General features: G+C 70.2%; 17 protein-coding genes. 10 read left to right on the forward strand and 7 right to left on the reverse strand.

Annotated features, from left to right (window positions below):
- The first annotated feature begins 172 nt into the window (after positions 1 to 172).
- The gene (locus DKM19_RS24060) at positions 173 to 1,753 is read left to right on the forward strand and encodes an RICIN domain-containing protein (protein WP_110698579.1); all 1,581 of its coding nucleotides are present in this window, start codon (positions 173 to 175) and stop codon (positions 1,751 to 1,753) included.
- A 192-nt stretch (positions 1,754 to 1,945) separates the two neighbouring features.
- On the opposite strand, the gene DKM19_RS24065 is transcribed toward DKM19_RS24060, so the two are convergent.
- Positions 1,946 to 7,432: a carboxyl transferase domain-containing protein gene (locus tag DKM19_RS24065; protein WP_110698581.1), complete on the reverse strand. Its 5,487-nt coding sequence runs from the start codon at positions 7,430 to 7,432 to the stop codon at positions 1,946 to 1,948.
- A gap of 862 nt (positions 7,433 to 8,294) precedes the next feature.
- Between DKM19_RS24065 and DKM19_RS24070 the strand changes: the two genes are divergently transcribed.
- The 3 genes from DKM19_RS24070 (at position 8,295) to DKM19_RS24080 (ending at position 11,635) form a co-directional block, all read left to right on the forward strand.
- A complete protein-coding gene (locus tag DKM19_RS24070; RefSeq protein ID WP_110698583.1) occupies positions 8,295 to 9,785 on the forward strand; it encodes an NAD(P)/FAD-dependent oxidoreductase in 1,491 nt (496 codons plus the stop codon).
- 164 nt (positions 9,786 to 9,949) lie between these two features.
- Positions 9,950 to 10,561, forward strand: coding sequence for a TetR/AcrR family transcriptional regulator (locus DKM19_RS24075; RefSeq protein WP_110698585.1), 612 nt, complete (start codon positions 9,950 to 9,952; stop codon positions 10,559 to 10,561).
- A gap of 51 nt (positions 10,562 to 10,612) precedes the next feature.
- A complete protein-coding gene (locus tag DKM19_RS24080) occupies positions 10,613 to 11,635 on the forward strand; it encodes an aminoglycoside phosphotransferase family protein (RefSeq protein ID WP_204358984.1) in 1,023 nt (340 codons plus the stop codon).
- Positions 11,636 to 11,842: 207 nt separating this feature from the next.
- Here the strand turns inward: DKM19_RS24080 and DKM19_RS24090 are convergent, their stop codons facing one another.
- Positions 11,843 to 12,748 carry an AraC family transcriptional regulator gene (locus tag DKM19_RS24090; protein ID WP_110698587.1) on the reverse strand — a complete coding sequence of 302 codons (906 nt, stop codon included), beginning with the start codon at positions 12,746 to 12,748 and terminating at the stop codon, positions 11,843 to 11,845.
- 159 nt (positions 12,749 to 12,907) lie between these two features.
- On the opposite strand from DKM19_RS24090, the gene DKM19_RS24095 reads away from it, so the two are divergent.
- The 3 genes from DKM19_RS24095 to DKM19_RS24105 all read left to right on the forward strand — a co-directional run bounded on the left by DKM19_RS24095 (position 12,908) and on the right by DKM19_RS24105 (position 15,963).
- On the forward strand, positions 12,908 to 13,213 hold the full coding sequence (locus tag DKM19_RS24095; protein ID WP_110698589.1) for a putative quinol monooxygenase: 306 nt from the start codon (positions 12,908 to 12,910) through the stop codon (positions 13,211 to 13,213).
- Between the two features lie 164 nt (positions 13,214 to 13,377).
- Positions 13,378 to 14,346: an alpha/beta hydrolase gene (locus tag DKM19_RS24100; protein WP_110698591.1), complete on the forward strand. Its 969-nt coding sequence runs from the start codon at positions 13,378 to 13,380 to the stop codon at positions 14,344 to 14,346.
- A 90-nt stretch (positions 14,347 to 14,436) separates the two neighbouring features.
- Positions 14,437 to 15,963: an MFS transporter gene (locus DKM19_RS24105; RefSeq protein WP_239514401.1), complete on the forward strand. Its 1,527-nt coding sequence runs from the start codon at positions 14,437 to 14,439 to the stop codon at positions 15,961 to 15,963.
- A 110-nt stretch (positions 15,964 to 16,073) separates the two neighbouring features.
- On the opposite strand, the gene DKM19_RS24110 is transcribed toward DKM19_RS24105, so the two are convergent.
- On the reverse strand, positions 16,074 to 16,568 hold the full coding sequence (locus DKM19_RS24110) for an Lrp/AsnC family transcriptional regulator (protein ID WP_110698595.1): 495 nt from the start codon (positions 16,566 to 16,568) through the stop codon (positions 16,074 to 16,076).
- Positions 16,569 to 16,678: 110 nt separating this feature from the next.
- On the opposite strand from DKM19_RS24110, the gene DKM19_RS24115 reads away from it, so the two are divergent.
- Positions 16,679 to 17,758 (forward strand): Glu/Leu/Phe/Val dehydrogenase dimerization domain-containing protein, encoded by a 1,080-nt coding sequence (locus DKM19_RS24115; RefSeq protein WP_110698597.1) that lies wholly within the window; start codon positions 16,679 to 16,681, stop codon positions 17,756 to 17,758.
- Between the two features lie 88 nt (positions 17,759 to 17,846).
- On the opposite strand, the gene DKM19_RS24120 is transcribed toward DKM19_RS24115, so the two are convergent.
- On the reverse strand, positions 17,847 to 18,806 hold the full coding sequence (locus DKM19_RS24120) for an SDR family NAD(P)-dependent oxidoreductase (RefSeq protein ID WP_110698599.1): 960 nt from the start codon (positions 18,804 to 18,806) through the stop codon (positions 17,847 to 17,849).
- A gap of 108 nt (positions 18,807 to 18,914) precedes the next feature.
- Between DKM19_RS24120 and DKM19_RS24125 the strand changes: the two genes are divergently transcribed.
- The gene (locus tag DKM19_RS24125) at positions 18,915 to 19,484 is read left to right on the forward strand and encodes a TetR/AcrR family transcriptional regulator (protein WP_110698601.1); all 570 of its coding nucleotides are present in this window, start codon (positions 18,915 to 18,917) and stop codon (positions 19,482 to 19,484) included.
- 78 nt (positions 19,485 to 19,562) lie between these two features.
- On the opposite strand, the gene DKM19_RS24130 is transcribed toward DKM19_RS24125, so the two are convergent.
- Positions 19,563 to 20,783 (reverse strand): MFS transporter, encoded by a 1,221-nt coding sequence (locus DKM19_RS24130; protein ID WP_110705933.1) that lies wholly within the window; start codon positions 20,781 to 20,783, stop codon positions 19,563 to 19,565.
- A gap of 65 nt (positions 20,784 to 20,848) precedes the next feature.
- Between DKM19_RS24130 and DKM19_RS24135 the strand changes: the two genes are divergently transcribed.
- Entirely contained in the window at positions 20,849 to 21,838 is a 990-nt protein-coding gene (locus DKM19_RS24135; protein ID WP_204358985.1) for a DUF5937 family protein, read from the forward strand.
- Positions 21,839 to 21,915: 77 nt separating this feature from the next.
- Here the strand turns inward: DKM19_RS24135 and DKM19_RS24140 are convergent, their stop codons facing one another.
- Both DKM19_RS24140 and DKM19_RS24145 read right to left on the reverse strand, forming a co-directional pair.
- Positions 21,916 to 24,372, reverse strand: coding sequence for a lamin tail domain-containing protein (locus tag DKM19_RS24140; protein ID WP_239514402.1), 2,457 nt, complete (start codon positions 24,370 to 24,372; stop codon positions 21,916 to 21,918).
- A gap of 197 nt (positions 24,373 to 24,569) precedes the next feature.
- On the reverse strand, positions 24,570 to 24,965 hold the full coding sequence (locus DKM19_RS24145) for an ATP-binding protein (RefSeq protein WP_162641704.1): 396 nt from the start codon (positions 24,963 to 24,965) through the stop codon (positions 24,570 to 24,572).
- Between the last annotated feature and the right edge of the window lie 80 nt (positions 24,966 to 25,045).

Here is a 25,045-nt window from a genome sequence, read left to right on the forward strand (position 1 = left end):
CGGAAAGCGCTTTCCTATGGTGGTTTCACATCCACCAAGATGGACGTGAACTCAGAACGCGAAACGCATCCATCTTCGTGGACGAGTTCATATATGTGAACGGCGCGCGTGCTCGCTGGGGGGATCCCGAACCCAGGTCCTGTGACCTGCCGGACCAGCAAGGAGCTCAGCTGTGAAGAACGGATTCGACAGGAAGGCCGCCACGATCGCGATCGCCGGTGCGGTCGCCTTGGGTGGATGGGTGGTCGGCGCCTCGGCCGCCGCGGCCGCTCCGGCGCCCGGCGCGTACACGATCGTCAACGCGGGCAGCGGGCTGTGCCTGGGCGTACCGGGCGCCGGCGCCTCCGACGGCGTGCAGCTCGCCCAGTCCGGCTGCGGCGCGGGCGGCCAGACCTGGAACCTGGTCGCCGCCGGTGGCGGGTTCCAGTTCAAGGCCGTCCACAGCGGTAAATGCGCGGGCGTCCAGGGCGCGAGCACCTCCGCGGGCAAGGCCGTCCAGCAGGAGACCTGTTCGGGCGCCTCCTCCCAGACCTGGAACCTGACCGAATCGGGATCCAACTACCGGGTGGTCAACGCCAACGGCGGCAAATGCCTCAACACCAAGGACAACTCCACCTCCTCGGGCGCCCTCGTCCAGCAGAACTCCTGCGACTCGGTGACCTCCAAGCAGTGGCGGTTCGTCCCCGCGGGAGGCCCGCAACCGACTCCGACCGTCACCCCCACGGTGACGCCCACCCCGACCCCGACGCCCACCGTGACGCCGACCGTCCCGCCGGGCAACGCAAGCGGCCTGGTGGGTTTCGCGACCCTTGACAAGTACGGCCGCCGCGGCACGAACGGCGGCACCGGCGGCCAGACGGTGACCGCCGCCAACTACGCGCAGCTGGCGGCGGCCGTCGCCGACGACACCCCCCGGATCGTCCGCGTCTCGGGCACGATCACCGGCAACGGCGCGGACATGCTGGACGTCGGGTCGAACAAGACCATCATCGGCGTCGGCACGAACGCGACGATCAGCGGGTTCGGGCTCGACGTCAACGGGTGGGGCCCGGAAGAGGTCGCCTGGGGCGGCGACCTCTGCGACCCCGCGGAGAAGGACAGGTTCACCCACGTCCAGAACGTGATCATCCGCAACCTGTCGTTCAGGAACTCCCCGGACGACTCGGTCAACGTGCAGTGCTACTCCCACCACGTGTGGATCGACCACAACACGTTCTACCCCTCCTATGACGGCTCGGTGGACGTCAAGCGCGGCTCGGACCTGGCGACGGTCTCCTACAACCGCTACATCGGCACCGACAAGTCGATGCTGCTGGGCCACAGCGACAGCAACGGCGCCCAGGACACCGGCTACCTGAACGTCACCTACCACCACAACTGGTTCGACGGATCCAACACCCGCCACCCCAGGGTGCGGTTCGGCTACGCCCACGTGTTCGCCAACTACGTCGACGTCGGCGACTACTTCATCGGCCTGGGCGTGAGCGGCAGGATCTACGCCGAGAGCAACCACGTCAAGCGCGCCAAGACGATCACCCAGGACTTCGGCGACGCCAAACTGACGTGGACGAGCAGCAACTTCTACGACATCGCCACGATCACCCGGGCCAACAGCAGCGGCAGCACCATGAGCGACTGGCTCCGCGCCGACGGCGGCGTCTCGCCACCGCCGTACGCCTACTCGGCCGGATCCGCGTCCTCCACCCCGCCCGCCGCGGGCGCCGGTGCCGGCGGCGCGGAGATCATCCCCTAGGTGAACCGTCCCGGTTCCGTCGGAGGTCCTCCGCCGGAACCGGGGCGCGCCACGGCTGCGGGAGACCGGTTACGCACTCCGTGCCTCGACGGTCTCGGCGGGCGCCGATCGGACAGCCCGCCCGGACGCCTCCGTGGAAAAGCCCGGACGCCCGCGCCGGAAAGGCGCGGGCGTCCGGGCTTCAGGACCGGGTCAGACCTGTGGGGCGAGGCCCTTCTCGATCGCCTCGATGATCTGCGGCCGCAGCTCGGCGCAGCTGATGATCGCGTCCACCGAGCCGACGTCGACCGCCCGCTGGATGCTGTGCACGCGGTCGAACTCGGTGGCCACCTCGGTGAGCTTCTCGGCCCGTACGGACGACCGCAGCTCGGCCAGCTCGGCGGCCAGCGCGGCCCGCGTTGCGGCCGGCGCCTCCGCGACCCGGGCGGCGAGCGCGAGCACGCGGGGGTCGTTGCCGGTCCGCTTGTCGACGTCGCGCGCGAAGACCACCGCGGCGGCCGGAGCACCGCCCAGCACCGAGGCGAACGAGCCCTCGACCGCGAGCACGGTCATGTTCGGGTTGAGCGCCTTAGAGAACACCACGAACGCGCCGCCGTGGTACCGCGAGATCACGCAGAACACGATGGGACCCTTGAAGTTCACCACCGCGCGGCCGATCTCCGCGCCGTACTCCAGCTGCAGCTTGCGCATCGACTCGGGCGACCCGTCGAACCCCGACAGGTTGGCCAGCACGACCAGCGGACGGTTCCCGCTGGCGGCGTTGATGGCCCGGGCGGCCTTCTTGGACGACCGCGGGAACAGGGTGCCCGCGGTGTAGGTGTCCGGGCCGTCGGTGGGAGGGAACCCGCGGCGCGGCACGGACCGGGACTCGATGCCCAGCAGGCACACCGGCCGGCCACCGAGGTGGACGTCCCAGGCCGCGGCGGTGTCCGCGTCGGCCATGCCCGCCCACCGCTCCAGCACCGGGTGGTCCTGATCGGACAGCGCCCGCATGACGGTGCGGATGTCGAACGGCTTCTTGCGGTCGGGGTTGGACTCGACGGAGAAGATCTGACCCACCGTCGTGAACTCGCTGTCCGGTACGGCGTGCGGGAACGTCGACACGTCACGGTCCACCGGGTCGCCGGTGACCGTCTTGCGCGGCCCGCTCTCCCCCGGCGCGACGTAGCTGTGGTCGTAGTGCGACATCAGGACTTCCCGCGCACCGCGGATGTCCGGCGCCCAGTACTGCGCCTGGCCGTTCGGACCCATAATCCGGTCGTACCCGCCGATGCCGTGGTTGTCCTCGGCCGACACGCCGCCGGAGAAGTCGAGCGACTGCTTGCCCGTCAGCACCATCGCGGAGTCCGGCGTCATCACCAGGATGCCCTTGGTGTGCATGAGCATCGTGGCCTCGGCGTTCCAGTACGGCTGGGCGCCGACGTTGATGCCCGCGACCACGATGTTGATCTCGCCGCCGTCCTGGGTGAAGTTCACGATCCGCTTCAGCGCGGCCGCCACCCAGTCCATGTTCTCGGTGCCGGACGACATCGAGATCCGGGCGCCCGCGGAGAGCGCGAACCACTCCAGCGGCACCCGCATCCGCTCGGCCAGGTCGAGGGCGGCGATCACCCGCGCGCACTCGGGCTCGGACAGCGCGCCGAGCGCCTTCGTCGGGTCGCCCAGCAGCACGACGCGGGTCATGCCCTCCGGGTGGCGCGACGTGGGCGTGCTGACGACACCCGCGACGAGCGCGGCGGTGTTGCGCCCCTTGGGCCGATCCACCGGCACCAGCTTCGAGTTCTCGTCCAGGTCGTACTCGGTGAACGAGCCGGACGGCCCGGCGAGCATGTCGGTCAGCTCGTACGGATAGTGCGTGCCGCGGCTGTGCGCGCGCAGCACTTCCTGGCGGTAGTCGTCCAGCGGCTCGATGGGCTCGGTCGGCGGCGGCACGATGGACAGCTGCACGCCGGAGCCCACGTCGTAGCCGATCCGGACGGCGATGTCGACGAGCTCGCCGGTGACGCCGTCGCGGCGCCTGCCGAGGAACAGCACCTCCTCCAGCCCCGCGCCCGCCGTCGTCGGCAGCACGCGCTTCGCCAGGGTGTTCAGGTCGTCCGGCGAGAGGTCGGTCGGCGGCCACACGTAGATGACGATCCGGTTCGTGGCGGACGTCTTCGCGCCGGGCTTCCTGCCCCGGCGGATCGCGTCGAGGCACGCGGCCAGGATGTCCTCGGCCGCGGGCAGCGCGACGAGCCTGCCCTCGTCGTCGCGCAGCGGGGTCAGGTCGCGGACCTGCCCCAGGGCGACGAGGCGCTCGTCGGACGGGTTCTGCCGTGCCGCGGCCCGGAAGAGGTAGACCTCCTCGTCGGGCGAGGGCAGCCGGGTGAGGTCGAAGTCGCGCAACCGCTCCAGCTGCATGCGCTCGGCGATGCGCGGGTGCAGACCGCGCAGCAGCCGTTCCTCCGCGAAGCCGTCCGCGGACGGCCGGAAGGTGAAGTGGTGGTGCACGGCGCCTCTGTTGCCCGCGACGGTCGTGGTGATACGGCCGACCCGGTTCGACGGCTGCTGCGCGACCAGGACCTCGCGCAGGCGCGTGGCCATCTCGTCGGGGTCGCTCGGACCGTCGGACCAGGTCAGGTAGACGTCCGCCACCAGCTCGCCTTCGCCGGCGAGCTCGTCGACCGCCTTGACCGCCTCGGCCAGCGCGGGGAAGTCGACCGCGGTTGTCACGACGCGGCCCTTGCCGGTCTCGGTGTGGTGGTCGGCGACGACAAACGTGCAGCCCGCCACCTCGCTCACCCGGATGTCGCCGAGCGCGCGGTTGCCGTAGTAGCGGCGGCTCAGCACCTCCAGCAGAGGTACGGGGTCCGCGCCTTCGCGGCCGATCCGCTGGCCGACCAGCCGGACGAGCGGCTCCGCGCTGGCGACCATGGCGGAGATCCGCTCGGCGCGGTCGGGCGCGTCCGGGTGCCGGTCGAGGTGGCGCAGGTGCTTGCGCACGGCCGTGTAGACCTTGGCGCGGGCGCGGCGCAGCAGCGGCTGGGCGAACCAGGCGAACACGATGCCGCGCGCCAGGTCCGCGACGGCCGGGAACCGGACCTGGGTGGCGGCGACCAGGTGCTCCAGTGCCAGGCCGACGGTGACGCGGTCCGCCTCGGCGGGCGGGGCCTCGTTCACCCACTGGCGCAGCAGGGTCGTCACCACGGCGACGTCGGCGGACGCGCGCCGCTGAGCCAGGAAGATCCGGAAGACCGCGTCCTCCAGCTCCGGTGTGCGGTCCAGGCCTTCGACGCCGTAGCGGGACAGCACGTGCGTGAGCCGCTGCCGGAAGCTCTCCGACAGCCCGGACCGGTCCGGGTCGAGGTACTGCAGGTAGGTGTGGAAGTACTCGCGGGGGCTGTGCACCGCGGAGTTGGACTTCGTCTCCTCGCCGGCGGGCCGGTTGCGGCTCAGCTCGCTCAGGTCGGCGAACAGGCGCAGCAGCTCGACCTCACCGGCCGGCTCGTGTGCGCCCTCCGCGACGAGCTCGGCGCGCGCGGCCAGGTAGCCGGCGAGCAGGCGCTTCTCGTCCTGCGAGTCGATGTCGAAGCCCAGCAGGAGGCTGCGCAGATCCTGCAGACCACGCGCGGCCCGCTCGGCCGCGGGCACGTCCACCGGCTCGGACGGCAGGTCCAGCTCGACGGCCGGTCCCGCGGCCGCGGGACCGGCCGCCTCGTCGCCGTCACCCACCGGCTCCAGGCGGAGCAGGCGGGCGCCCACCTCCACCTGGCTGCCGACCGACACCGCGAGCTCCCGCACGCGGCCGCGGAACGGCGCGCGCAGCACGGTCTCCATCTTCATGCTCTCGACCACGAGCAGCGGCGCGCCGGCCTCGACCTCGTCGCCGGCCTGCAGCGGCGTGGCCACCACGAGCGCGGGGACGGGCGAGCGCACGATGCCGCCCTCGTCGCGGCTGATCCGGTGCGTGATGCCGTCGACCTCGACCAGGTGGATCGGGCCGTGGGTGCTCGTGACGACCTTGAAGCGGACGCCGTTCACGGTGATCTGGCCGCTGTGCTCGTCGAAGCGCTCGATGTCGACGTCGGCCGCGTGCTCGGGGCCGCCCGCCGAGATGCCGATGCGGAACCGGTGGCCGCCGGTGCGGGCGACCTGGACGCGGTAGCCGACGTCGCGGAGCTTGAGCTCCAGCGCGCGGCCGCTCTCGTGCTGCGACTGCGGACGGCCGCCGTGCGCGGTGGACAGGAAGCGCTGCCGCGTCACGGCCTCCTCGTCCTCGTAGGCCTCGATGGCGGCGGCGATCAGCGCGATCGCGGAGTGCCGGTGCGACACGAGGGCGCCCTGGGCACGTACGCGGTCGATCCAGCCGGTGTCGGCGGACCCGTCGATCACCGCGGGCTCGTCGAGCAGCATGCGGACGAAGCCCTTGTTCGTCACACCGCCCTCGATGATGACGGTCGTCTGCGTCATCGCGCGGCGCAGACGGGCCAGCGCCTCCGCGCGGTCACGTCCGTGCGCGATGATCTTGGCGATCATCGAGTCGAAGTCGGCGGGGATCACGTCGCCCTCGCTGAACCCGGTGTCCACCCGGATGCCGGGGCCGCTGGGCAGCGCCAGCCGCGCGATCCGGCCGGGTGAGGGTGCGAAGTCGCGGTCGGGGTCCTCGGCGTTGAGGCGCGCCTCGACGGCGTGACCCCACTCTTCGGGCGCGTCACCCTCGAGCTTGCCGCCCGCCGCGACGTGCAGCTGGGCCTTCACCAGGTCGACGCCCGTGGTGATCTCGGTGATCGGGTGCTCGACCTGCAGGCGCGTGTTGACCTCGAGGAACGCGAACAGCCGCTCACCGGGGTGGTAGAGGAACTCGACGGTGCCCGCGCCCTGGTAGTCCACCGCGAGCACGAGCCGCTCGGCCGACGCCTTCAGCTCGGCGACCTGCTTGGCGTCCAGGACCGGGGAGGCGGACTCCTCGATGATCTTCTGGTTGCGGCGCTGCACGGAGCAGTCGCGCACGCCCAGCGCCCACGCGGTGCCCCGCCCGTCCGCGATGACCTGCACCTCGACGTGCCGGGCGCCCGTCACCAGGCGCTCCAGGAACACGACGCCGCTGCCGAACGCGCGCGCGGCCTCCTGGCGCGTCAGCTCGTAGGCCTGGGTCAGATCGTCGGCGTTGGAGACCATCCGGATGCCACGACCACCGCCGCCCGCGGTCGCCTTCAGCATCAACGGGTAGCCGATCCGGTCCGCCGCCGCCTTCGCGTCCTCCAGCGTCTCCACCGGACCGCGACTCCACGGAGCGACGGGCACGCCGACCTCTTCGGCGATCAGCTTCGAGCCGATCTTGTCACCCAGCTTGCGCATCGCCTCGGCGCTCGGGCCGACGAACGTCACGCCGATCTCGGCGCACAACTCGGCGAACGCCGGGTCCTCCGCCACAAAGCCCCAACCGACCCAGGCCGCGTCCGCACCGGTCTCGACCAGGGCCTTCCTGAGGACCGCGTGGTCCAGATAGGGCCGGTTCGCGGCGAGTCCCAGGTCGTAGGCGATGTCCGCCTCGCGGACGAACGTGGCCGTCCGGTCGGAGTCCGTGTACAGAGCGACGGTCTCGATCCGTGTTCCCGTCTCCGCGGCTAGGTCCCGAACGGCGTGGATGAGCCGCATGGCGGCTTCACCGCGGTTGACGATGGCGACACGACTGAACACTGAGCGGGCCTTTCGAAGAGGGTGAACACGGCGGGCGTCCCCGCCCCAACCGGGTTACATACTCTCGGCTGTCCCCGGATACCGGAATGGCGGGGACTAAGCGTGTTTCGCGGCCGGAGTTGTGGGGCTCGCACAAACGTACCCGTCGAGGCGGTGTGGCATGCGGCTGGTGTAATCTTGGCCGCGCAGCAGCTCGTGGACTCGGGGATCCCTTCGGACCGATCACGGGCGAGGGTGATCCGCTTGTCACGCAGCGACAAAAACAGCAGGTGGGTCCACTCCGGTGCCGGACACGCTCCGATGGTGCTAGGCGGGTCTTCGGAGGGTCCAGACCACGTAAGCCCAAAACCCACACCGAGATTATCTTGAGGGCTGCGGCTGAGCAAACAGGGCCCCTTACCGTGTCGGCCATCCTCCACCCGTCACGTCGCGCGAAGGACCCCGATCCCGGCCCGGCTGCCGCGGTGGCCGACGCCGACCGTGAGCGGCGTTTCCCGGTGCGGGCCCGCCGGGCGCGCCTGCCAGGCGACCGGTGGCACGGTGGTCCGCCGGACGGGCTGACCGACTGGACAGCCCACCCGCTCGGAGCGATGACACGGTCTTCGGCACTTCCGGACATCAGGGCCGGTGCCAGGCACATGGGGCCGGTCGTCACCGACCGGCCCCATGTGCGGGAAGGCCGTCGACGCGGCACGTGCCGCCCACGACCACAGGTCCCACCCGCCCGGTAGGTCGGCTCTCCTTCTTGCTTAACGGGCGTTCGTTAAGTTACGGTGAAACCACTTAACGAACGCCCGTTCAGTGAACGTTCTCGCTGGGGCGGTCGCCGCGACGAAGACAGCTCCTGAGAGGACCTCAGCCCATGAACACCACCGCACGAATCGCCATCGTCGGCGCCGGCCCCGGCGGCCTGCTGTGCGCTCGCGTCTTGCAAGAACACAACATCGAGGTCACCGTCTACGAAGCCGACGCCTCGGTGGACGCCCGTGACGCGGGCGGCACCCTCGACCTGAAGGCCGACTCCGGGCAGATCGCCCTGGAAGACGCCGGCCTGCTCGAAGACTTCATGGCGCGCGCCAGGCCCGAAGGCCAGGCCAAGAGCAGGCTCGACCAGCACGGCACCGTACTTCTCGCGTTTGTCCCCGAAGAGGACGACCTCGCCGCGTCGGAGATCGACCGCGGGCAGCTCCGTACCCTGCTTGCCGAGCATGTGCGGCCCGGCACGGTGAAATGGGGGCACAGACTCCAGGCCGTGACCCCGCTCGGGAACGGCACTCACCGCCTCGAATTCGGCAACGGCACGGTCGCCGAGGTGGACCTGGTCATCGGTGCCGACGGCGCCTGGTCGCGGGTGCGCCCTCTCATGAGCCGGGCCGTGCCGCAGTACAGCGGTGTCTCGTTCGTCGAGGTCCGTTTCGAGAACGTCGACGAACGCCACCCCCGGGTGGCGGCGCTCGTGGGTGACGGCCACATGTTCGCCGGCGACAACAATGGGAGGGGCATCATTCTGCAGCGCAACGGCAACGGTCACGTGCGCGGCTACGTGGCCATGCGCGCCGAGCTGGACTGGCACGACAAGGCCGGCCTCGATCTCGACGACCAGATCGGCGTCCGGCGGTTCCTGCTCGGGGAGTTCAAGGGCTGGGCCGATGAAATGCTGCGCTTCATCGATGACAATGACGGCGCCTTCGTCAACCGGCCGCTGTGGACCCTGCCGGCCCCGCTCACCTGGGAGCGCACCGCGGGCGCGACGCTACTCGGCGACGCGGCCCACCTCATGGCCCCTTGGGGCGGATTCGGCGTGAACCTCGCCATGCTCGACGGCGCGGAACTCGCCCGCGCGCTCGCCGAAGAGCCCACCATCGACTCGGCCGTCGCCCGATACGAGGCAGGCATGCTGCCCCGCTCCGGGGAGCACGCCGCCGGCGCCAACGACGCGCTCGAGCGATTCTTCGCCACCAGGGATTTCGATCCCTCCCAGATCCGGGACCACGCGGCGGAACACCGGGAGTCCGTCGCCGCCGCCAACGAGTACCGTCGCCGGAACCCCGCCAAAGCACCGGGAGAGACTCCGGGCAGCGCCTGGACGCTGAAATTCCAGACACCCCGCGGCGAGCAGCTGGCGGAACTGTTCCTCGACATGACCGCGAGCGCTCTGACCGGAAGCCTCAACGACGCCCCGATCGAGGGCGGTCAGATCAACGGCGGTGAGATCAGTTTCAGCGCCCGGCTCACCTCACCGTTCACGATGAAGGTCAGGTGTGCCGCCTCGATCGACGGGGACACGATGACCGGCAAGGCGAAGTCGGCTCTGATGACGATCGCCTTCACCGGCACGCGAGAGGCCGCATGAGCACCCCGCTCCCGCAACGGCAACTGTCGCGCCGAGAGATCATGCATATCGACACGCTCCCCGGACACCTCTGGTGACCTGCTCCGCGAAAGCGCGCTGGGCAGGCCGGCCCTAACTGAACGGTCGATCGTTCAGTTAGGGTGACGGTGACGAAGGGGGCACCGATGGCGACCACCAAGGGTACGGGCCGGCGCGACGGTAGCGGCACGCGTACGGAGATCCTGCGTGTCGCCCTGAGGCTTTTCACCGAGAAGGGTTTCGAGGCGACATCCACCCGAGACATCTCGGAGGCGCTCGGCCTCACGAAGTCGTCGCTCTACTACCACTTCCGCAACAAGGAAGAGATCCTGGGGAGTCTCGTCGTAGAGCGCCGCCATGATCTGGACGAGCTGGTCGAATGGATCACCGCGCAGCCCCGCACCCCCGACCTACCGTTGCAGGCGGCGCTGCGGTGGATAGAGGGCACCACACCCGAGCGCCTCCACGTTATGCGCCTCGCACAGGCCAACCAGCCGATCATGCGCCGGCTGGCTGCCGGTGACCAGGATCCCCGTGCCGCGTTCGAGACCGTCATCGACCTTCTGGTCGACGACGACGCCGGCCCGCAGGACCGCCTGCTGCTGCGGATGACCTTCGACACCGCGAGCGCCGCGCTCCTCGCGTCACGAGGAACCGGCGTCGGCCCCGACGACATCATCGAGACCGCCCGCCGTGCCAGCCTCGCGCTCGCGCACGCGTACACCCAGGCGAACGCTTCCGGCGCCTCGGCGCCCTGACCGGCCGGCCCGAACCAGGTAAGTCGCCAAAAATGTCGATGACCGGCACTGATGCCCAGCGGCACCGCGCCGTCTCACCGAAGCCGGCGGCATAACCCGCAGGCACCTCACGCGGTCGAAAACACATTGCGACAGCAGGCCGGGACGCGGAATGATCCCGGCGTGAAGATGCACGCCAACCAGCTGACGGTGTCACCCGAGACGGTGCGCACGTTGGTCGATGAGCAGTACCCGCAGTGGCGGAGCATGCCCATCACGAGCGTCGCCGCCCACGGGACGGTCAACGCCATCTTCCGCGTCGGCGACCGCTTCACCGCTCGGTTCCCTCTGCAGCCCGGGCACGCCGGCTCGACGCGGCGCCGGCTGGAGTCCGAAGCGGAGGCGGCCCGCGAGCTGGCAGGTCACACGCGGTTTCCCACTCCCGAGCCGGTCGCGCTCGGCGAGCCCGGGGCGGGATACCCACTTCCGTGGTCGGTGCAGACGTGGCTGCCCGGCGTCGTGGCCACCGACGAGGATCCGGGCGAATCGGTCGCGTTTGCCCACGACCTGGCCGAACTCATCAACGACCTGCGTGCCGTCGACACGCGTGGCCGCACGTTCGCCGGCAGAGGCAGAGGGGGCGACCTTCCAGCTCACGACGCGTGGATGGAAACCTGCTTCAAGCACAGCGAACACCTTCTGGACGTTCGCCGGCTTCGCCGAATGTGGGAAAACCTTCGAAGTCTGCCGCGCGAAGCAGCCGACGTGATGACCCACAGCGATCTCATTCCCGGCAACGTGCTCGTGTCCGCCGGTCGGCTGACCGGGATTCTCGACGTCGGCGACTTCGGACCGGCCGACCCCGCTCTAGATCTCGTGAGTGCCTGGCATCTGCTGGAGGCCGGGCCTCGGCAGGTGCTCCGCCTGGACCTCGGGTGCGACGACCTTGAATGGGAACGAGGCAGAGCGTGGGCCTTCCAGCAGGCGATGGGGCTCGTCTGGTACTACCTCGAATCCAACCCGGCCATGAGCCGGATGGGCCGACGCACCCTGGAACGCCTCCTGGCAGACAACTCGCCTTTGGTCGCGTCGTAGCCGATGCCGACGTCGACACGCTCGCTCCCACGCTCATCGGGGCCGGGCACATGCTGTTCGCCGACCGGAGGCACCCCGCCGGAGGCCGGAGCCGTCCGCGATGTCGTGACCGCGGTCATCGCCGGCGTCGTGCGAGAACCGCCGCCGTGAACGGCCCGGCAGGCGCATCGGATCGTCCGCGGCGATGTCCGTCCCGAGAACGTCCTGTCAAACCAGGGCCGGCGTGGCGCTGAGTATCGAGCCGCGCAGGCGGGCGGCGTCCTGGCTGGGGGGCGCGCCGAACTGGCGGCGGTACTCGCGGCTGAACTGCGACGGGCTGTCGTAGCCGACGCGGTAGCCGACGCCGGTGACGTCGTTGGGATGGGTGGCGAGCAGGAGCCGGGCCTCCTGCAGCCGGATCTGCTTCTGGAACTGGACGGGGCTCATCGCGGTGACCGCCTGGAAGTTGCGGTAGAAGGCGGACACGCTCATGCCGGACAGCTGCGCCACGTCTTCGACGCGGAAGGACTGCGTGTAGTGGTCGCGGATCCACCGGACCGCCCGGGCGATGTGCGTGAGGCTGCTGTCGGCGAGGCCGAGCTGGCGTATGACGGCGCCCTGTTCACCGGTGATGAGCCGCCACAGGATCTCCCGCTTGATCAGCGGTGCGAGCACCGCCAGGTCGCGCGGCTGGTCGAGCAGGCGCAGCAGCCTGATCACCGCGTCGACGAGCGCGTCGGGCGCGTCGCTGACGGCCATGCCGGACGGCGCGCCGCCGCCGGCGGGCGGGAGGTCTCCGGGGGCCGCCTGCAGCAGCAGCTCGGCAACGGTGGCCGGGTGCAGGAGCAGGCCGAAGCCCATGGCCGGCGACTCGGGGCTGGCCTCGGTGAAGTGGCCGGTGATCGGCATGTCGACCGAGGCGACGAGATACTGCCCGGCGCGGTATTCATACACGCGGTCGCCCAGCGCGATCCGTTTCGCGCCCTGCGCGATGAGTGCCACCACCGTGCCCGACATCGACGGCGACGGCGGAGTCGACTGCTCGACCTTCGAGACCAGGACACCGTCGATGGCGGTGGTCATGTCGGGCCGGGCATGTCGGGCCAGCAGGGTGCGCAGCTCATCGAGGTCCATGTCCCCGATTAAAACACGGACCCGATGCTCCCGGCAATGAGAGGATCAGGCAAGAGCTTGGGAGCATCGTTCTACCATTTCCGCAGCTCAGGGTGATTACATGAACTCGTCGATATCCCAGGAGCGCACAACTGCTCCCACGATGAGAGAGATTCCCCCATGAGCGTCAACCACGGTTTTCACGCCACCATGACCGCGCAGCCCGGAAAGGGTGACGAGCTGGTCGAGTTTCTGCTCAACGCGCCGTCCCTGTCGAACGAGGACTGCGTCGTCTTCCTGGTCGGCCGCTCGGCCGGCAACCGGGACGTCGTCCACGTCACCGAAGGATGGACCAGCGAGGAGGCCCATGGCAGGTTCTTCGCGACCGAGGAGGCACAGGCGCTGGTCGCGAAGCTCCAGCCGCTGCTCACCGGCGAGTCCCAGTACGTCGACGAGGTGCCGGTCGGCGGCAAGGCCGCCTTCTGAGACCGCCGATCACCACGCCGATCCGTTGCCGACTCGACCCGGCGGCGCCCGCCGCCATCGTCTCCCGGAACGCCCGGCGGACAAGGGCCGACCGGCCGCGGCGGCTGCCGACCGGCCCTCCCCTCCCCTGATCACCCGACAGAACCTCAGCAGAAGGAACCCCCGTGACTCTGGCACGCCCCGACCTCGACCCCCAGCTGCGCGCGCTGCTCGCCGACATGCCGCTCATGTCCGAGCTCAGCCCCGAGATGCTCGCCCAACTGCGCCAGTTCCCGTCGACGCCGATCGACACCCTCCTCGAAGGTCGCGCGGTCGACCGGCGTGAGGTCACCGTTCCCGGTCCGGACGGCGCGCGGATCCCCCTGTCGATCCTCAGCCCCGTCGGGACCGACCGCTCCACGGCGGCACCGTGCGTCTACTGGATCCACGGCGGCGGCATGATCATGGGAGATCGTTTCTCGCAGATCGACATCCCCCTCGACTGGCTCGACCTGCTCGGCGCCGTCGTGATCTCCGTGGACTACCGGCTGGCGCCGGAGGTCACCGGCACGACCCTGGTCGAGGACTGCTACCACGGTCTGCTCTGGGTCACCGAGCACGCCGACGAGCTGGGCATCGATCCCGCCCGCATCGTCGTTGCGGGCGCCAGCGCCGGCGGTGGCCTCGCCGCCGGCGTCACCCTGATGGCACGCGACCGTGCCACCCCGGCGATCGCCGCCCAGGTGCTGATCTGCCCCATGCTCGACCACCGCAACGTCACCGCCTCCAGCCGGCAGTACTCCGGCGACCCCGGAGTCTGGACGCGCGAGATGAACGAGTTCGGATGGCGGTCGGTTCTCGGTGACCTCGCCGGCCAGGACGTGCCCGGCTACGTCTCACCCGCGGTGGCCGGCGACCTCTCGGGCCTGCCGACCACCTACATCGACGCGGGGTCGGCCGAGGTCTTCCGCGACGAGGACGTCGACTACGCCACCAGGATCTGGGCGGCCGGCGGCCAGGCCGAACTACACATCTGGGCGGGCGGCTTCCATGGATTCGACGCGCTGTACCCGCAGGCACGGGTTTCGGCTGCGGCGCGCCGGACGCGCAGCGACTGGCTCACTCGGGTCCTGAGCCCGGCTTCTGACGCGTAGGCCCCGATGCCGGTGCGGCCCGAGCCGCACGCCTGGATACCGGCATGCGGCTTGACTTCGAGCATGCTCTAAACCCTAGCGTCCGTGGTCATGACCACTTCAATGCCGCTGAAGACCACGCCCGGCGAGCTCAGCCGACGCCGCCGGCTCCTGGTGCTCGCCATCTGCTGCGCCAGCATGGTCGTCGTGGTGATGGACATCTCCATCGTCAACGTCGCGCTGCCGGCGATCCGCCTCGACCTGCGCGCTTCGGTGTCCGGCCTGCAGTGGACGGTCGACGCGTACACCCTGGTGCTCGCCGGCTTCATGGTGCTGGCCGGGTCCACCGCCGACCGGGTGGGCCGTCGGCGGATCTTCCAGGTCGGCCTGGCCGTCTTCGGGCTCGGCTCGCTGCTGTGCAGCCTGGCGCCGAGCATCGGCTGGCTGATCGCGGCGCGGGCGCTGCAGGCCGTCGGTGGCACGATGCTCAATCCGGTGGCGATGGCGATCGTCGCCACCACGTTCCCCGACCGGGCCGAGCGGGCCAGGGCCATCGGCGTGTTCGGGGCGACGTCCGGCCTGTCACTGGGGCTGGGTCCGATCCTCGGCGGCGCCCTGGTCGACGGCTTCGGCTGGCGCTCCATCTTCTGGATCAACGTGCCGATCGTGGCCGTCGCGATCGTGTGCACTGCTCTGTTCGTGCCCGAGTCCCGTGCCGCCCGAGCGCGCCGGTTCGACCCGGTGGGTCAGGTCCTGGTGATCCTGATGCTGGGCGGCGTCGTCTACGCGATCGTCGAGTCCGGCAGGCTGGGCTGGACCTCACCGGTCATTCTCGGTCTGCTCGCCGTCGCCGTGCTCTGCGCGCTCGGCATCCTCGGCTACGAATCGCGCCGCGTCGACCCGCTGCTGGAGCTGCGCCTGTTCCGCAGCGTGCCGTTCAGCTCGGCGATCCTGATGGCGCTCTTCGCCCTGTGCGGGTTCGGCGCGTTCCTGTTCGTGACCACCCTGTACCTGCAGAACGTGCGCGGCATGTCGGCGCTGACGGCCGGGCTGTGCCTGCTCCCGGTCGGGGTGCTGATCGTGGTGCTCTCCCCGCTCACCGGCCGGCTGGTCGGCAGTCGCGGTCCTCGGCTGCCGCTGGTGGTCTCCGGGGCCGCGCTGGCGCTGGGCGGCGGCGCGTCGATCTGGCTCGGACCGGCCACCCCGCTGCCGGCCGTACTCGCGGTCTATCTGCTGTTCGGCGTCGCCCAGGGCACCGTCAACCCGCCGATCACCAACTCGGCGGTCTCGGGGATGCCCGCCTCGATGGCCGGGGTGGCGACCTCGTTGGCCTCCACCGGCCGGCAGACCGGCATCACCCTGGGCGTCGCGATCTCCGGAACGATCGTGGGATCGGCCCTGGGCCGCGGCGGGACGGCGTTCACCGGCGCGGAGCGGGGCGTGTGGTGGCTGGTGCTCGGGCTCGGCGTCGGCGTCCTGGTCCTCGGGCTGCTCAGCACCGGGCGCTGGGCCTTGGGCACAGCCGGGCGGGCGGCGGAGCTGTTCGAGGAAGTTGAGCGGGGCGCGGACACCTCGCGCCACGAAGGCATACGGCACCACACGGATCGACATGCGCACCCATCTGGACCCGGGGGCTGACCGCCCGGCATCTCCGTGGAGCGACGGAGGCGCCCCTTGTCGCGCGGTGCGCGAATGCCACCGGCCGCTGTCTGTGCCGTCGGCGCCGGTCAACGGCCCCGGCCGAGGGGTCAGGTCGTTGATGTGTGCGGTTCCCCGGAAGGTGATGGGTCGGGGAGCCTGGAGGGGGCGATGGTGTGTTCCTGCTGAAAGATCACCGAGGTGCGGAAGCCCGCGATCTCGCGGCGTTTGCTGAGCCGGTCGAGGAGGAAGGCGTGCAGGTGGTCGAGGTCCTGGACGGCCACGTGCAGGAGGAAGTCGTCGCCGCCGGCCAGTACGAAGACGCTGAGCACTTCGGGCAGGGCGCCGGCGGATTCCTTGAAGGTGTCGATGACGGTGCGGCTGAGTGGTCGCACCTGCACGGAGACCAGAGCCTGGACGCCGCGGTTGAGCGCGGCAGGATCGATGTCGGCGTGGTAGCCGCGGATGACGCCTCGGCGGGTGAGCGCTCGGACGCGTTCCAGGCAGGTGGAGGGAGCGATGCCGAGCCTGCGGGCCAGTTCACGGTTGGACTGCCGCGCATCTGTTTGGAGAAGCCGGATGATCTCCGAATCAAGTTCGTCCATGACTGGCAGTTTGCCAGCCGTTCCGACCGTTCGTTCGATCAGGACCCTTCCTGACAGCCAGATGCACGATTCTGAAGCTCTGATATTGCTCAGATGAAGGGAACCAGGGCATGTTCACGCTCGACCACGAACAGGTCGTGATCCGCACGGGACCACGCTCGGGCCTGCCGGTCATCGTCGCCGTCCATTCGACGGCGCTCGGCCAGGCCGTCGGTGGCTGCCGGCTCTGGCACTACACCGACTGGCAGGACGGCCTCACCGACGCGTTGCGCCTGTCAGCCGGCATGACGTCCAAGTGCGCGGTGGCAGGGCTGGCCAACGGCGGCGGCAAAACCGTCATCGCCGTGCCCGAGGGGGTCAAAATCGACGCGGCCCTGCGCCGTAACGTGCTGTACGACGTTGCGGACGTCGTCGATTCCCTGGGCGGCCTGTACGCGACCGGACCGGATGTCGGAACCACACCGGCGGACATGGCGGTCATCGGCGAACGCACCACCCACGTGTTCTGCAAACCAGCGCAGTGGGGCGGTAGCGGCGACTCCTCGCCGCACACCGCGGTCGGGACGCTCGCCGCGCTCCGCGCCGTCTGCCGGCGGATCCACGGCACCCCGCACCTCGCCGGCCGGCGCCTGGCCGTGGTCGGCCTGGGCAGCGTCGGCGAGAAGCTCACCCGCCTGCTCGCCGCCGAAGGAGCCGAGCTTCTGGTGAGCGACATCGACCCCGGCAAACGGGCGCCGGCCGAGGAACTCGGCGCCACCTGGAGCAGCCCCGAGCAGGCCGTCGCCGCGGAGGTCGACATCCTGGTACCCGCGGCCCTCGGCGGCATCCTCACCGAGCAGTCGGTGCCGACTCTGCGATGCCGCGCCGTTGCCGGGCCCGCGAACAACCAACTCGCCACCCCGGACATCGCCGGCCTTCTGCACCGCCGTGACGTCATCTGGGTGCCCGACTACGTCGTCGGCGCGGGCGGAGTCATCTACGCGCTCACCACGGAACTCCATCGCGGCACCGCCGACGACGCCCTCACCCGCGTCCAGGCCATCGAGGGCACCGTCAGCGATCTCCTGCACACCGCGGAACGCCTCGGAACAGCCCCCGCCCAGGCCGCACTCGAACTCGCCCAGACCCGTCTTCGCGCCGCCTCCACCGCACAGGCCCGCCGCGCCGTTCCGTCGCCGGCGCATCACTGAAAAGGCAGGACCCGCCTACCGGCCGTCCCATGGACGGACGGGCTCGGCCGGCCCCGCGGCGAGCCACGCCCTTTCTCGCCCCTGCGTGTCAGGCGTCCCCGCTCCGGGCGGCGTTGTCGATCATGTCGAGGGATATCCGCCAGAGGCGTGCGGCAGCGTCGGGGTCGACGGCGTACGCCGCGAAGCCGCGCCGGAGTCCGGGTGTGTGCGGGGCGGCTTCGCGGCAGTCCTCGAAGTACTTTCCGGTCACGCCGTCGACGAGAGGTGAGGCGGCCAGGAAGGTCGAGGTGGCCGCGCCCTGGAGGGTGTCCTTGACCGACACGCCGTCGCTGGATTCGGGCTCGAACGATGCGGGCGGGGCCGCCATGTGCCGGGACAGGCCGGTGCTCCAGATGCGGCCGGGATTGAGGGCGTTGACGGTGATGCCGTCACCGGCCCAGCGACGGGCGGCCTCGACGGCGAACAGGATATTCGCGGTCTTGGATTGGCTGTATGCCTGCCATGCGTCGTAGGGGTTCTTCTCGAAGTGGATGTCGTCCCAGATGACGTCGCCGTTGACGTGGCCCACGGAGCTCACGACGACGACCCGGGCGTGCCCGGCGGCCGCGAGGGCGTCGTGCAGTCCGAGGGCGAGGGCGAAGTGACCGAGGTGGTTGGTGGCGAACTGCATCTCCCATCCCTCGGTGGTGCGCCACTCGGGCGTGGCCATGATGCCGGCGTTGTTGACCAGGATGTCGAGCGGACCGTGCCATGAGGCGACGAAGGCGTCGATCGAGTCGGGGGCCGACAGGTCCAGGGGTGCGACGTGCACGTGCGCGTTGCCCGTGGACTCCACGATGCCGGCGGCGACCTTCTCGCCCTTGGCGGTGTCACGGACCGCGAGGGTGACGTCGGCGCCGGCCTTGGCGAGCGCCCGGGCGGTCTCCACGCCGATTCCCGACGACGCTCCGGTCACGACGGCCCTCTTGCCGGACAGGTCGAGGCCCTCGACGGTTTCCTCGGCGGTCGTGGTCGGTTCGAAGGGGATCGTGACGCGTTCCGTGTTCATGCTGAGGCGCCTTTCGCATAAGATAAACGGAGCCGAGTCCGGTTGGCGTCACTATAAGCGGACCCGGCTCCGATTGCAACGCGAGTGGACTCCTGGAGGAAGCGGCCCATGGACACGAAGGACTCCAGACAGCCACGCGCCGACGCCCGGGCGAACCGCGAGCGACTCCTCGAGATCGCGACACGCGCGTTCGCCCGCGAAGGCCCCGGAACCTCGCTGAAGGGCATCGCGAAGGAGGCGGGCGTGGGCATCGGGACCCTCTACCGGCACTTCCCGACGCGTGAGGCCCTCATCGAGGCCGCGCACGCGAGCGAGCTCGCGCGAGTCTGCGATTCGGCGGAGGAGTTGCTCCGCACGACGCCTTCGGACGAGGCGCTGCGTGTCTGGCTGGGACGCTGGGTGGACTACCTGACGGCCAAGCACGGCCTCGCGCAGGCTCTGCGCGCCACGGCGGTGACGGATCCGAACGCCGTCGCCTTCCCCGGCGCCCGGGCTCTCGCGCTCGACGCCGTGGGCCGGCTCCTCGACGCGGGGGTGCGCGACGGCGTCCTGCGGAAGGGCATCAAACCGCTGGACGTCCTGGTCGCCTCGAACGGCGCCGCCATGGCGGCGCTGGACCCCGACCAGGTCAACCGCCTGCTCGACTACCTCATGGACGCCTTCCGCGCACGGGAGTAAGCGATACCGGAGAAAGCTCTTCTCGGTTCGGTCCCCGGCCGAGACGTTCCGCGTCGGCGTGGTCTCGCCCTGACGCGATCATCGGTCGCGCATGGCGCGGATCAGTACGGGCATCGCGACCAGCAGGGCGATTCCTCGCAGCACACCCGCGACGGGGTACGGCGCGCGCAACCCGAACGCGTGCGCCACCAGCCCGCCGGCCAGGGCCCCGAGCGGGATCAGCCCCCAGCCGAGCATCTTGTAGACGCTGTTCACCCGCCCGAGCATCTCCGAAGGCACGATCTGCTGCCGGAGGCTGACGGTCACGATGCTCCAGAGCGTGATGACAGAGCCGTTGACGGCCAGCAGGGCGCCGAGCACGATCGCGTTCGGGCTCAGCCCGATCCCGATGAAGACGACGACGTTCACGGCGAGCGCGGTGAGCAGTGAGGGAAGCGCGCCGACTCTTTTGACGACGCGCGCACCGACCAGGCCGCCGAGCAGGCTGCCGATCGCGGCACCGGCGAGCAGCAGGCCGTAACCGCGCGCGTCGAGGTGCAGCGTCCGGGTCGCCAGCAGGACGAGTGTGACGTTACCGAGCTGACCGCAGAAGGTGTTGACCCCGAGCAGGACCGCGAGGGTGCGCAGCAGCCGGTGACGGGCCAGCCGGCGCAGACCGTCCGCGATCGCCGTGCGCATCGGTGGGTGCTCGCTCTGCCTGCGCCCCCGCCTGGGCAACGTCGCCAGCAGCGCGGCGGACAGGGCGAAGGAGGCGGCGTCCATCCCGAACGGCAGCGCCACGGCGACCGCGAAGAGCAGGCTGCCGATCGGTGGTCCCAGGAACTGGTAGCCGATCACTGTGATCGTCTGCTGATAACCGTTCGCCCTGTGCAGCAGGGGCTTCACGACGATATCCGGCAGGATCGACTGCGCCGCGTTGGCGAAGACGACCTCGCATGCCCCCAGCCCGAAGGCCATGATCGCGAGCACCGGGATGCCGATCTGGCCGAACGCGGCGATGACGGTGAGGACGCTGACGATCACTGCCTGGATCGCCTGCGAGCGCCACATGAGGCCGACGCGGTCGTACCGGTCGACGAGCGCGCCGACGGGAAGGGAGAGCAGCAGCCAGGGCAGGTACGTCGCCGCGGAGATGACCGACACGAGCCGGGGGTCGTGCGTGATCGTGACGGCCAGCAGCGGAACGACCGCGGCGAACGCCCCGTCCCCGACGGTGTTGACACCCGTCGCCCACCACAACCGCCGGTAGGCCGCGGACAGGCGTGGCTCGGCGTCGCTCGGCGTCGGTTCCTGTTTCATGCCGGGATCCTCCGGCGCCGGGTGCCGCCGCGACAGCATTTAGGTCATTGCTACATAGTCGGTCCATGGCTCTGACGATCGATCTCGGCGTGGCCGAGCTGGCGGCGACGCGATTCGCGATCTCGCCGCTGTCCGAGACGGTGGCCGGCCTGCAGCAGCTGGGCGACATCGATCGGCACCCGATCAACCTGCGGTGGCTGCGGTGGGCGGCGGACGAGCTCGCCGGGAATCCACTCGACCTCTCGCGTACCCTGCCGCTGCTCGTGAACGGCCGATCGAGCTGGCCGGAGTTTCTCGTCCCCGCCCCGCTCGGCGCGGGGACCTCCATCGAGGAGGATCTGGCGGCGTTGCGAAGGACGACCGCCCGTCAGGTACGGGCCAGCCTCCGGCGCGTGTTCGGCGAAGAACTCCCCGACGACGCCGCCGCGCTCGCCGCGCGGCCGTCGGCGGGCCTGCGGGCGATCGCCGCGGAACTCCGGGCGGCACACGACCGGCTCATCGCGCCGCACTGGTCACGGATCCGGGCCGTACTCGACGCGGACGTCATCTACCGCGCCAGGCAGCTGGCCGCGGGCGGCGCCGAGAGGCTGTTCACCGACCTGCACCCGGATCTGCACTGGCGCGACGGCCGGCTGAGGCTGGAGGGAACGCGCTGCCGGACCGAGCGCGCCGTGAACCGCGGTCCGGGCGGGTTGGTCCTCATCCCCGTCGTTCTCGGCTCGCCCTACGTGCTGATCAAGAAGAGCACCTCCACGCAGACCACGGTGCGATATCCGGCACGGGGCGTCGGGGCGCTGTGGACCGCGGGGACGCGGGCCCCCGCGGGTAGCGCGGTCCGGTTGCTCGGCCGGGTGCGGGCCGAACTGCTCGAGGCGCTGCGCTCCCCCGCGACGACGACGGACCTGGCTCGTGCGCTCGGCGTCACGCCCAGCGCGGTGTCGCAGCATCTCGGCGTGTTGCGCGAGAGCGGGCTGGTCGTACGCGAGCGATCCGGACGCAACGTCCTGTACATGACGACTGCTCTCGGGGCGTCCCTGAGCGGGACACCTACCTAGGCCGCCGACCGGTTCACCCGCGGTCGGCCCATGGGAGAAGCGCCCGCCCCCAGGGGGACGGGCGCTTCTCTGCGGGGTTACTGGTCTACGACGGGGCTGCCGGGGAGGCAGCGGACGGGAAGGGGGGTCACGTCGCAGCCGGTGAGGATGCGGACGATCTGGGGGTCGTGGTCGCTGGCCTGGTCGGCGAATTCGGCGTTGATGTGGACGACGCCGTAGGAGTAGCCCTTGATGGCGGGGCTGATGAGGATGTGGTCGAGGACCTGGGAGTTGCCGTCGAAGACGTAGCTGTAGCGCTGGTCGGCGGGGAGGGTGTCGATCAGGGTCTTGAGAAGGGTGCCGTTGCCGGTGATGGTCTGAAGGGCGGGGCTGAACTGGTAGTCGTTGAGGTCGCCCAGGACGATGACGCGGGCGCGGCCGGCGCTCTTGTCGGAGAGGTCCTTGACGAAGTCGTGGATCTCGGTGGCCTGCTTGACGCGCTGCACCTCGCTGCTGCGGACCGGGGGCTGCACGGCCGCGGTCAGCGGGTAGTCGCCGCCCTTGGAGTTGAGGTGGTTGGCGATGACGAACAGCTGCTTGTTGCCGTCGTAGAGGAACTCGCCGACGAGCGGCTTGCGGCTGGAGGACCAGACGGAGCTGGTCGGGTTGATCCGGCCGGGCGAGACCGACAGGGAGATCTGGTTGCTGGTCGGCCGCTCGCGGACGACGGAGACGGCCGTGTCGGCGTCGCCTCCGGGACGGTCGACGAACGTCGCGCGCGCGGGGTTGAACAGGAACACCTGGCGGATGTTGCCGCCGGGCTCGCCGCCGTCGGTGCCGTCGTTCGGGTCGATGGAGCGCCAGGCGTACGTGGGACCGCCCGCGGCCTGGATCGCCGCGATGAACTTCGCGACGGTCTGGTCGGCCGCGACGACACCGTTGTCGGTGGCGCCGTTGTTGTCCTGGATCTCCTCCAGGGCGAGGATGTCGGGCGTGCCGAGGTTGGTGACGACCGCCTCGGCCAGCCGCGCGAACTTGGCGGCCGGGTTGTTGGCGGCGAGGTTCTCGACGTTGTAGGTCGCGACGGACAGGTCACCCTGCTTCTTCGGCGGGAGCACCTTCTGGCGCTTGAGGCCGCCCTCGGTGATCGTGCCGAGCTGGGTGGCCTGCACGACGTAACCGCCGAACGACTGGTAGTCGAGCGGTCCGGTGGTGCCGGCGGCCAGCGTGGAGCCGACGTTGGCGGCGGGCGCGCCGTTCAGCGCGAGAATCATCAGCCGGCCGCTGTTCGGGTCGTCGTAGCCCTTGTAGAGGGAACCGCCGCGCGGGGTCGGGTTCTGACCCGGCTTGAGCGTCACCCACAGCTCGGAGAACTCCGTGTTGACCGGGCTGATCAGGCGGGTGTCCTCGGCGAGGGTGATCCGCATGCCCTCGTGGACCTCAAGCCAGTCCAGCACGTAGGAGGACGGCTCCAGCGGCTGGGCCTCGAGGCTGCCGCTCTTGGTGAAGGCGTCGGGGAAGGCGACCGGGACGGCCGCGGGCAGCGCGTTGCCGCCGCTGAGCCTGACGGTGTTGATCGCGCCGCCGAGCTCGGTGAGGGCCTGCGCGCCGGTGGCCGGACGATACTCGGTGACGCGACCGGTGACCAGGACGGAGTCCCCGCTGACAACCGTCGGCGACGTCGAGCCGGTGAAGACGAAGAGGCCCTCGCTGGTCAGGGGGTCGGCGTCGGCGCTGGGGTCCTGGAACCAGAAACCGCGCGAGTTGCCCGTCACCCGGACGGCCGTGACGATGCCGGGGACGTTCGTGACGTTCTGCCCGACGATCGGGGAGATCCGGCCCGAGCCCTGGATGTCGTGGATGCGGGTGGTGCCGGGGGTCGGGTCGCCGGGGTCGCCCGGACCGCCGGGGTCGCCCGCGCTGACCGTGGTGCCCGCGGAGTTGGTGGCCTTCGGCACGCCGGAGACGAAGTCGACGGCGTTGTTGTCGGTGTCGGCCAGCGTTCCGGTGCGGGCGTCGGCCGTGGTGTTGGTGAGCGCGGGCGCGGCGAGCGTCTCGACGTTCGCGGTCGCGCCGTAACCGACCAGGTCCTTGACGTTCGGAGCGGTCGAGCAGGAGATGCCGCAGGCCACCAGCGGGATCTGGTTCGTGACCAGGGCGACGACGCCGGAGGTGCCCGACATGGGGATCGTGCCGACGGCGTCGGGCGTGGGCAGCGCGGCGGTGCCGCCGGCGCCCGCGGCCTGCTGGACGAGGTACCTGCCGTGCGCGGGGATGCTACCGGTCAGCCTGGTGAGCTGGAAGACGGTGCCCGCGGCGGAGGCGTATTGAACGCTCCAATTTGAGACGTCGACGGCGCTGCCGGTGGTGTTGGCCAGCTCGATGTAGTCGTTCTTGAAGAACGCTCCGGAGTTGCCGCCGCCGCCGTACACGGCGGAGATGACGACGTCGGACGAGAGGGCGTTCGCACTGCCGGGCAGTGCGGCCGTGGTCGCCGCGACCATCAGCGACAGACTCGCCGCTGTGATCAGCCGGCGTGTTCTGGGGGTTGCCACAGAAGGTTGCTCCTAGATCGATAGAGGTCTACCCAGGAGCATGGTGGTACGTATGATCGCTTGAAAAGTAGCGTTATCGGCTGTTTGCCTATTTGGCATCTTTCTCTCGTACTTAGCAGCTCAAATCATGCATCGTGAGACTGCGGTTCCCGGTGAAGGTCGCCGTCCTCGCCGGCGGGCCTCGCCGCGGTACTCGCCTACGGGGTGGGGTGCAGGCGCATCCGGAGCCGGACGTGGGATCGTCCGCGTTCTTGATGGATGGTGAACTCATCGCACAGCCGGCCCATCAGCCACAGTCCGAAACCCCGCTCCGCCCGGGGAGAGGGAGGCCGGCGGTGGACGTCGTGGGCGGTGAGCCGGCCCGCGATGTCGACGACGTTGACGGTCAGATCCCGCTCGTCGTGCCAGAGGGTCACGGTGCCGCTGCCGCCACCGTGTTCCAGGACATTGATCGCCGCCTCGTTGACAGCCAGCAACAGGTCATCGCGCCGTGTTCCGGTCAGCCCCGCCTGAGTCGCGTAACGGTGGACCCGTCGCCGCAGAGCGGCGAGGTCGGTGCTGATCGGCCAGTACGTTCGCTGGTCTGGGTTCACCCATGGCCTCCCGTGTGAATGCCGTTTCTGGATCTCACCGGGGGGCTACCGACTCGCTTACCAGAATCAGAGTTGTCGCT

The organism is Streptosporangium sp. 'caverna' (assembly GCF_003203775.1).
Classification (GTDB): Bacteria; Actinomycetota; Actinomycetes; order Streptosporangiales; family Streptosporangiaceae; genus Streptosporangium; species Streptosporangium subroseum.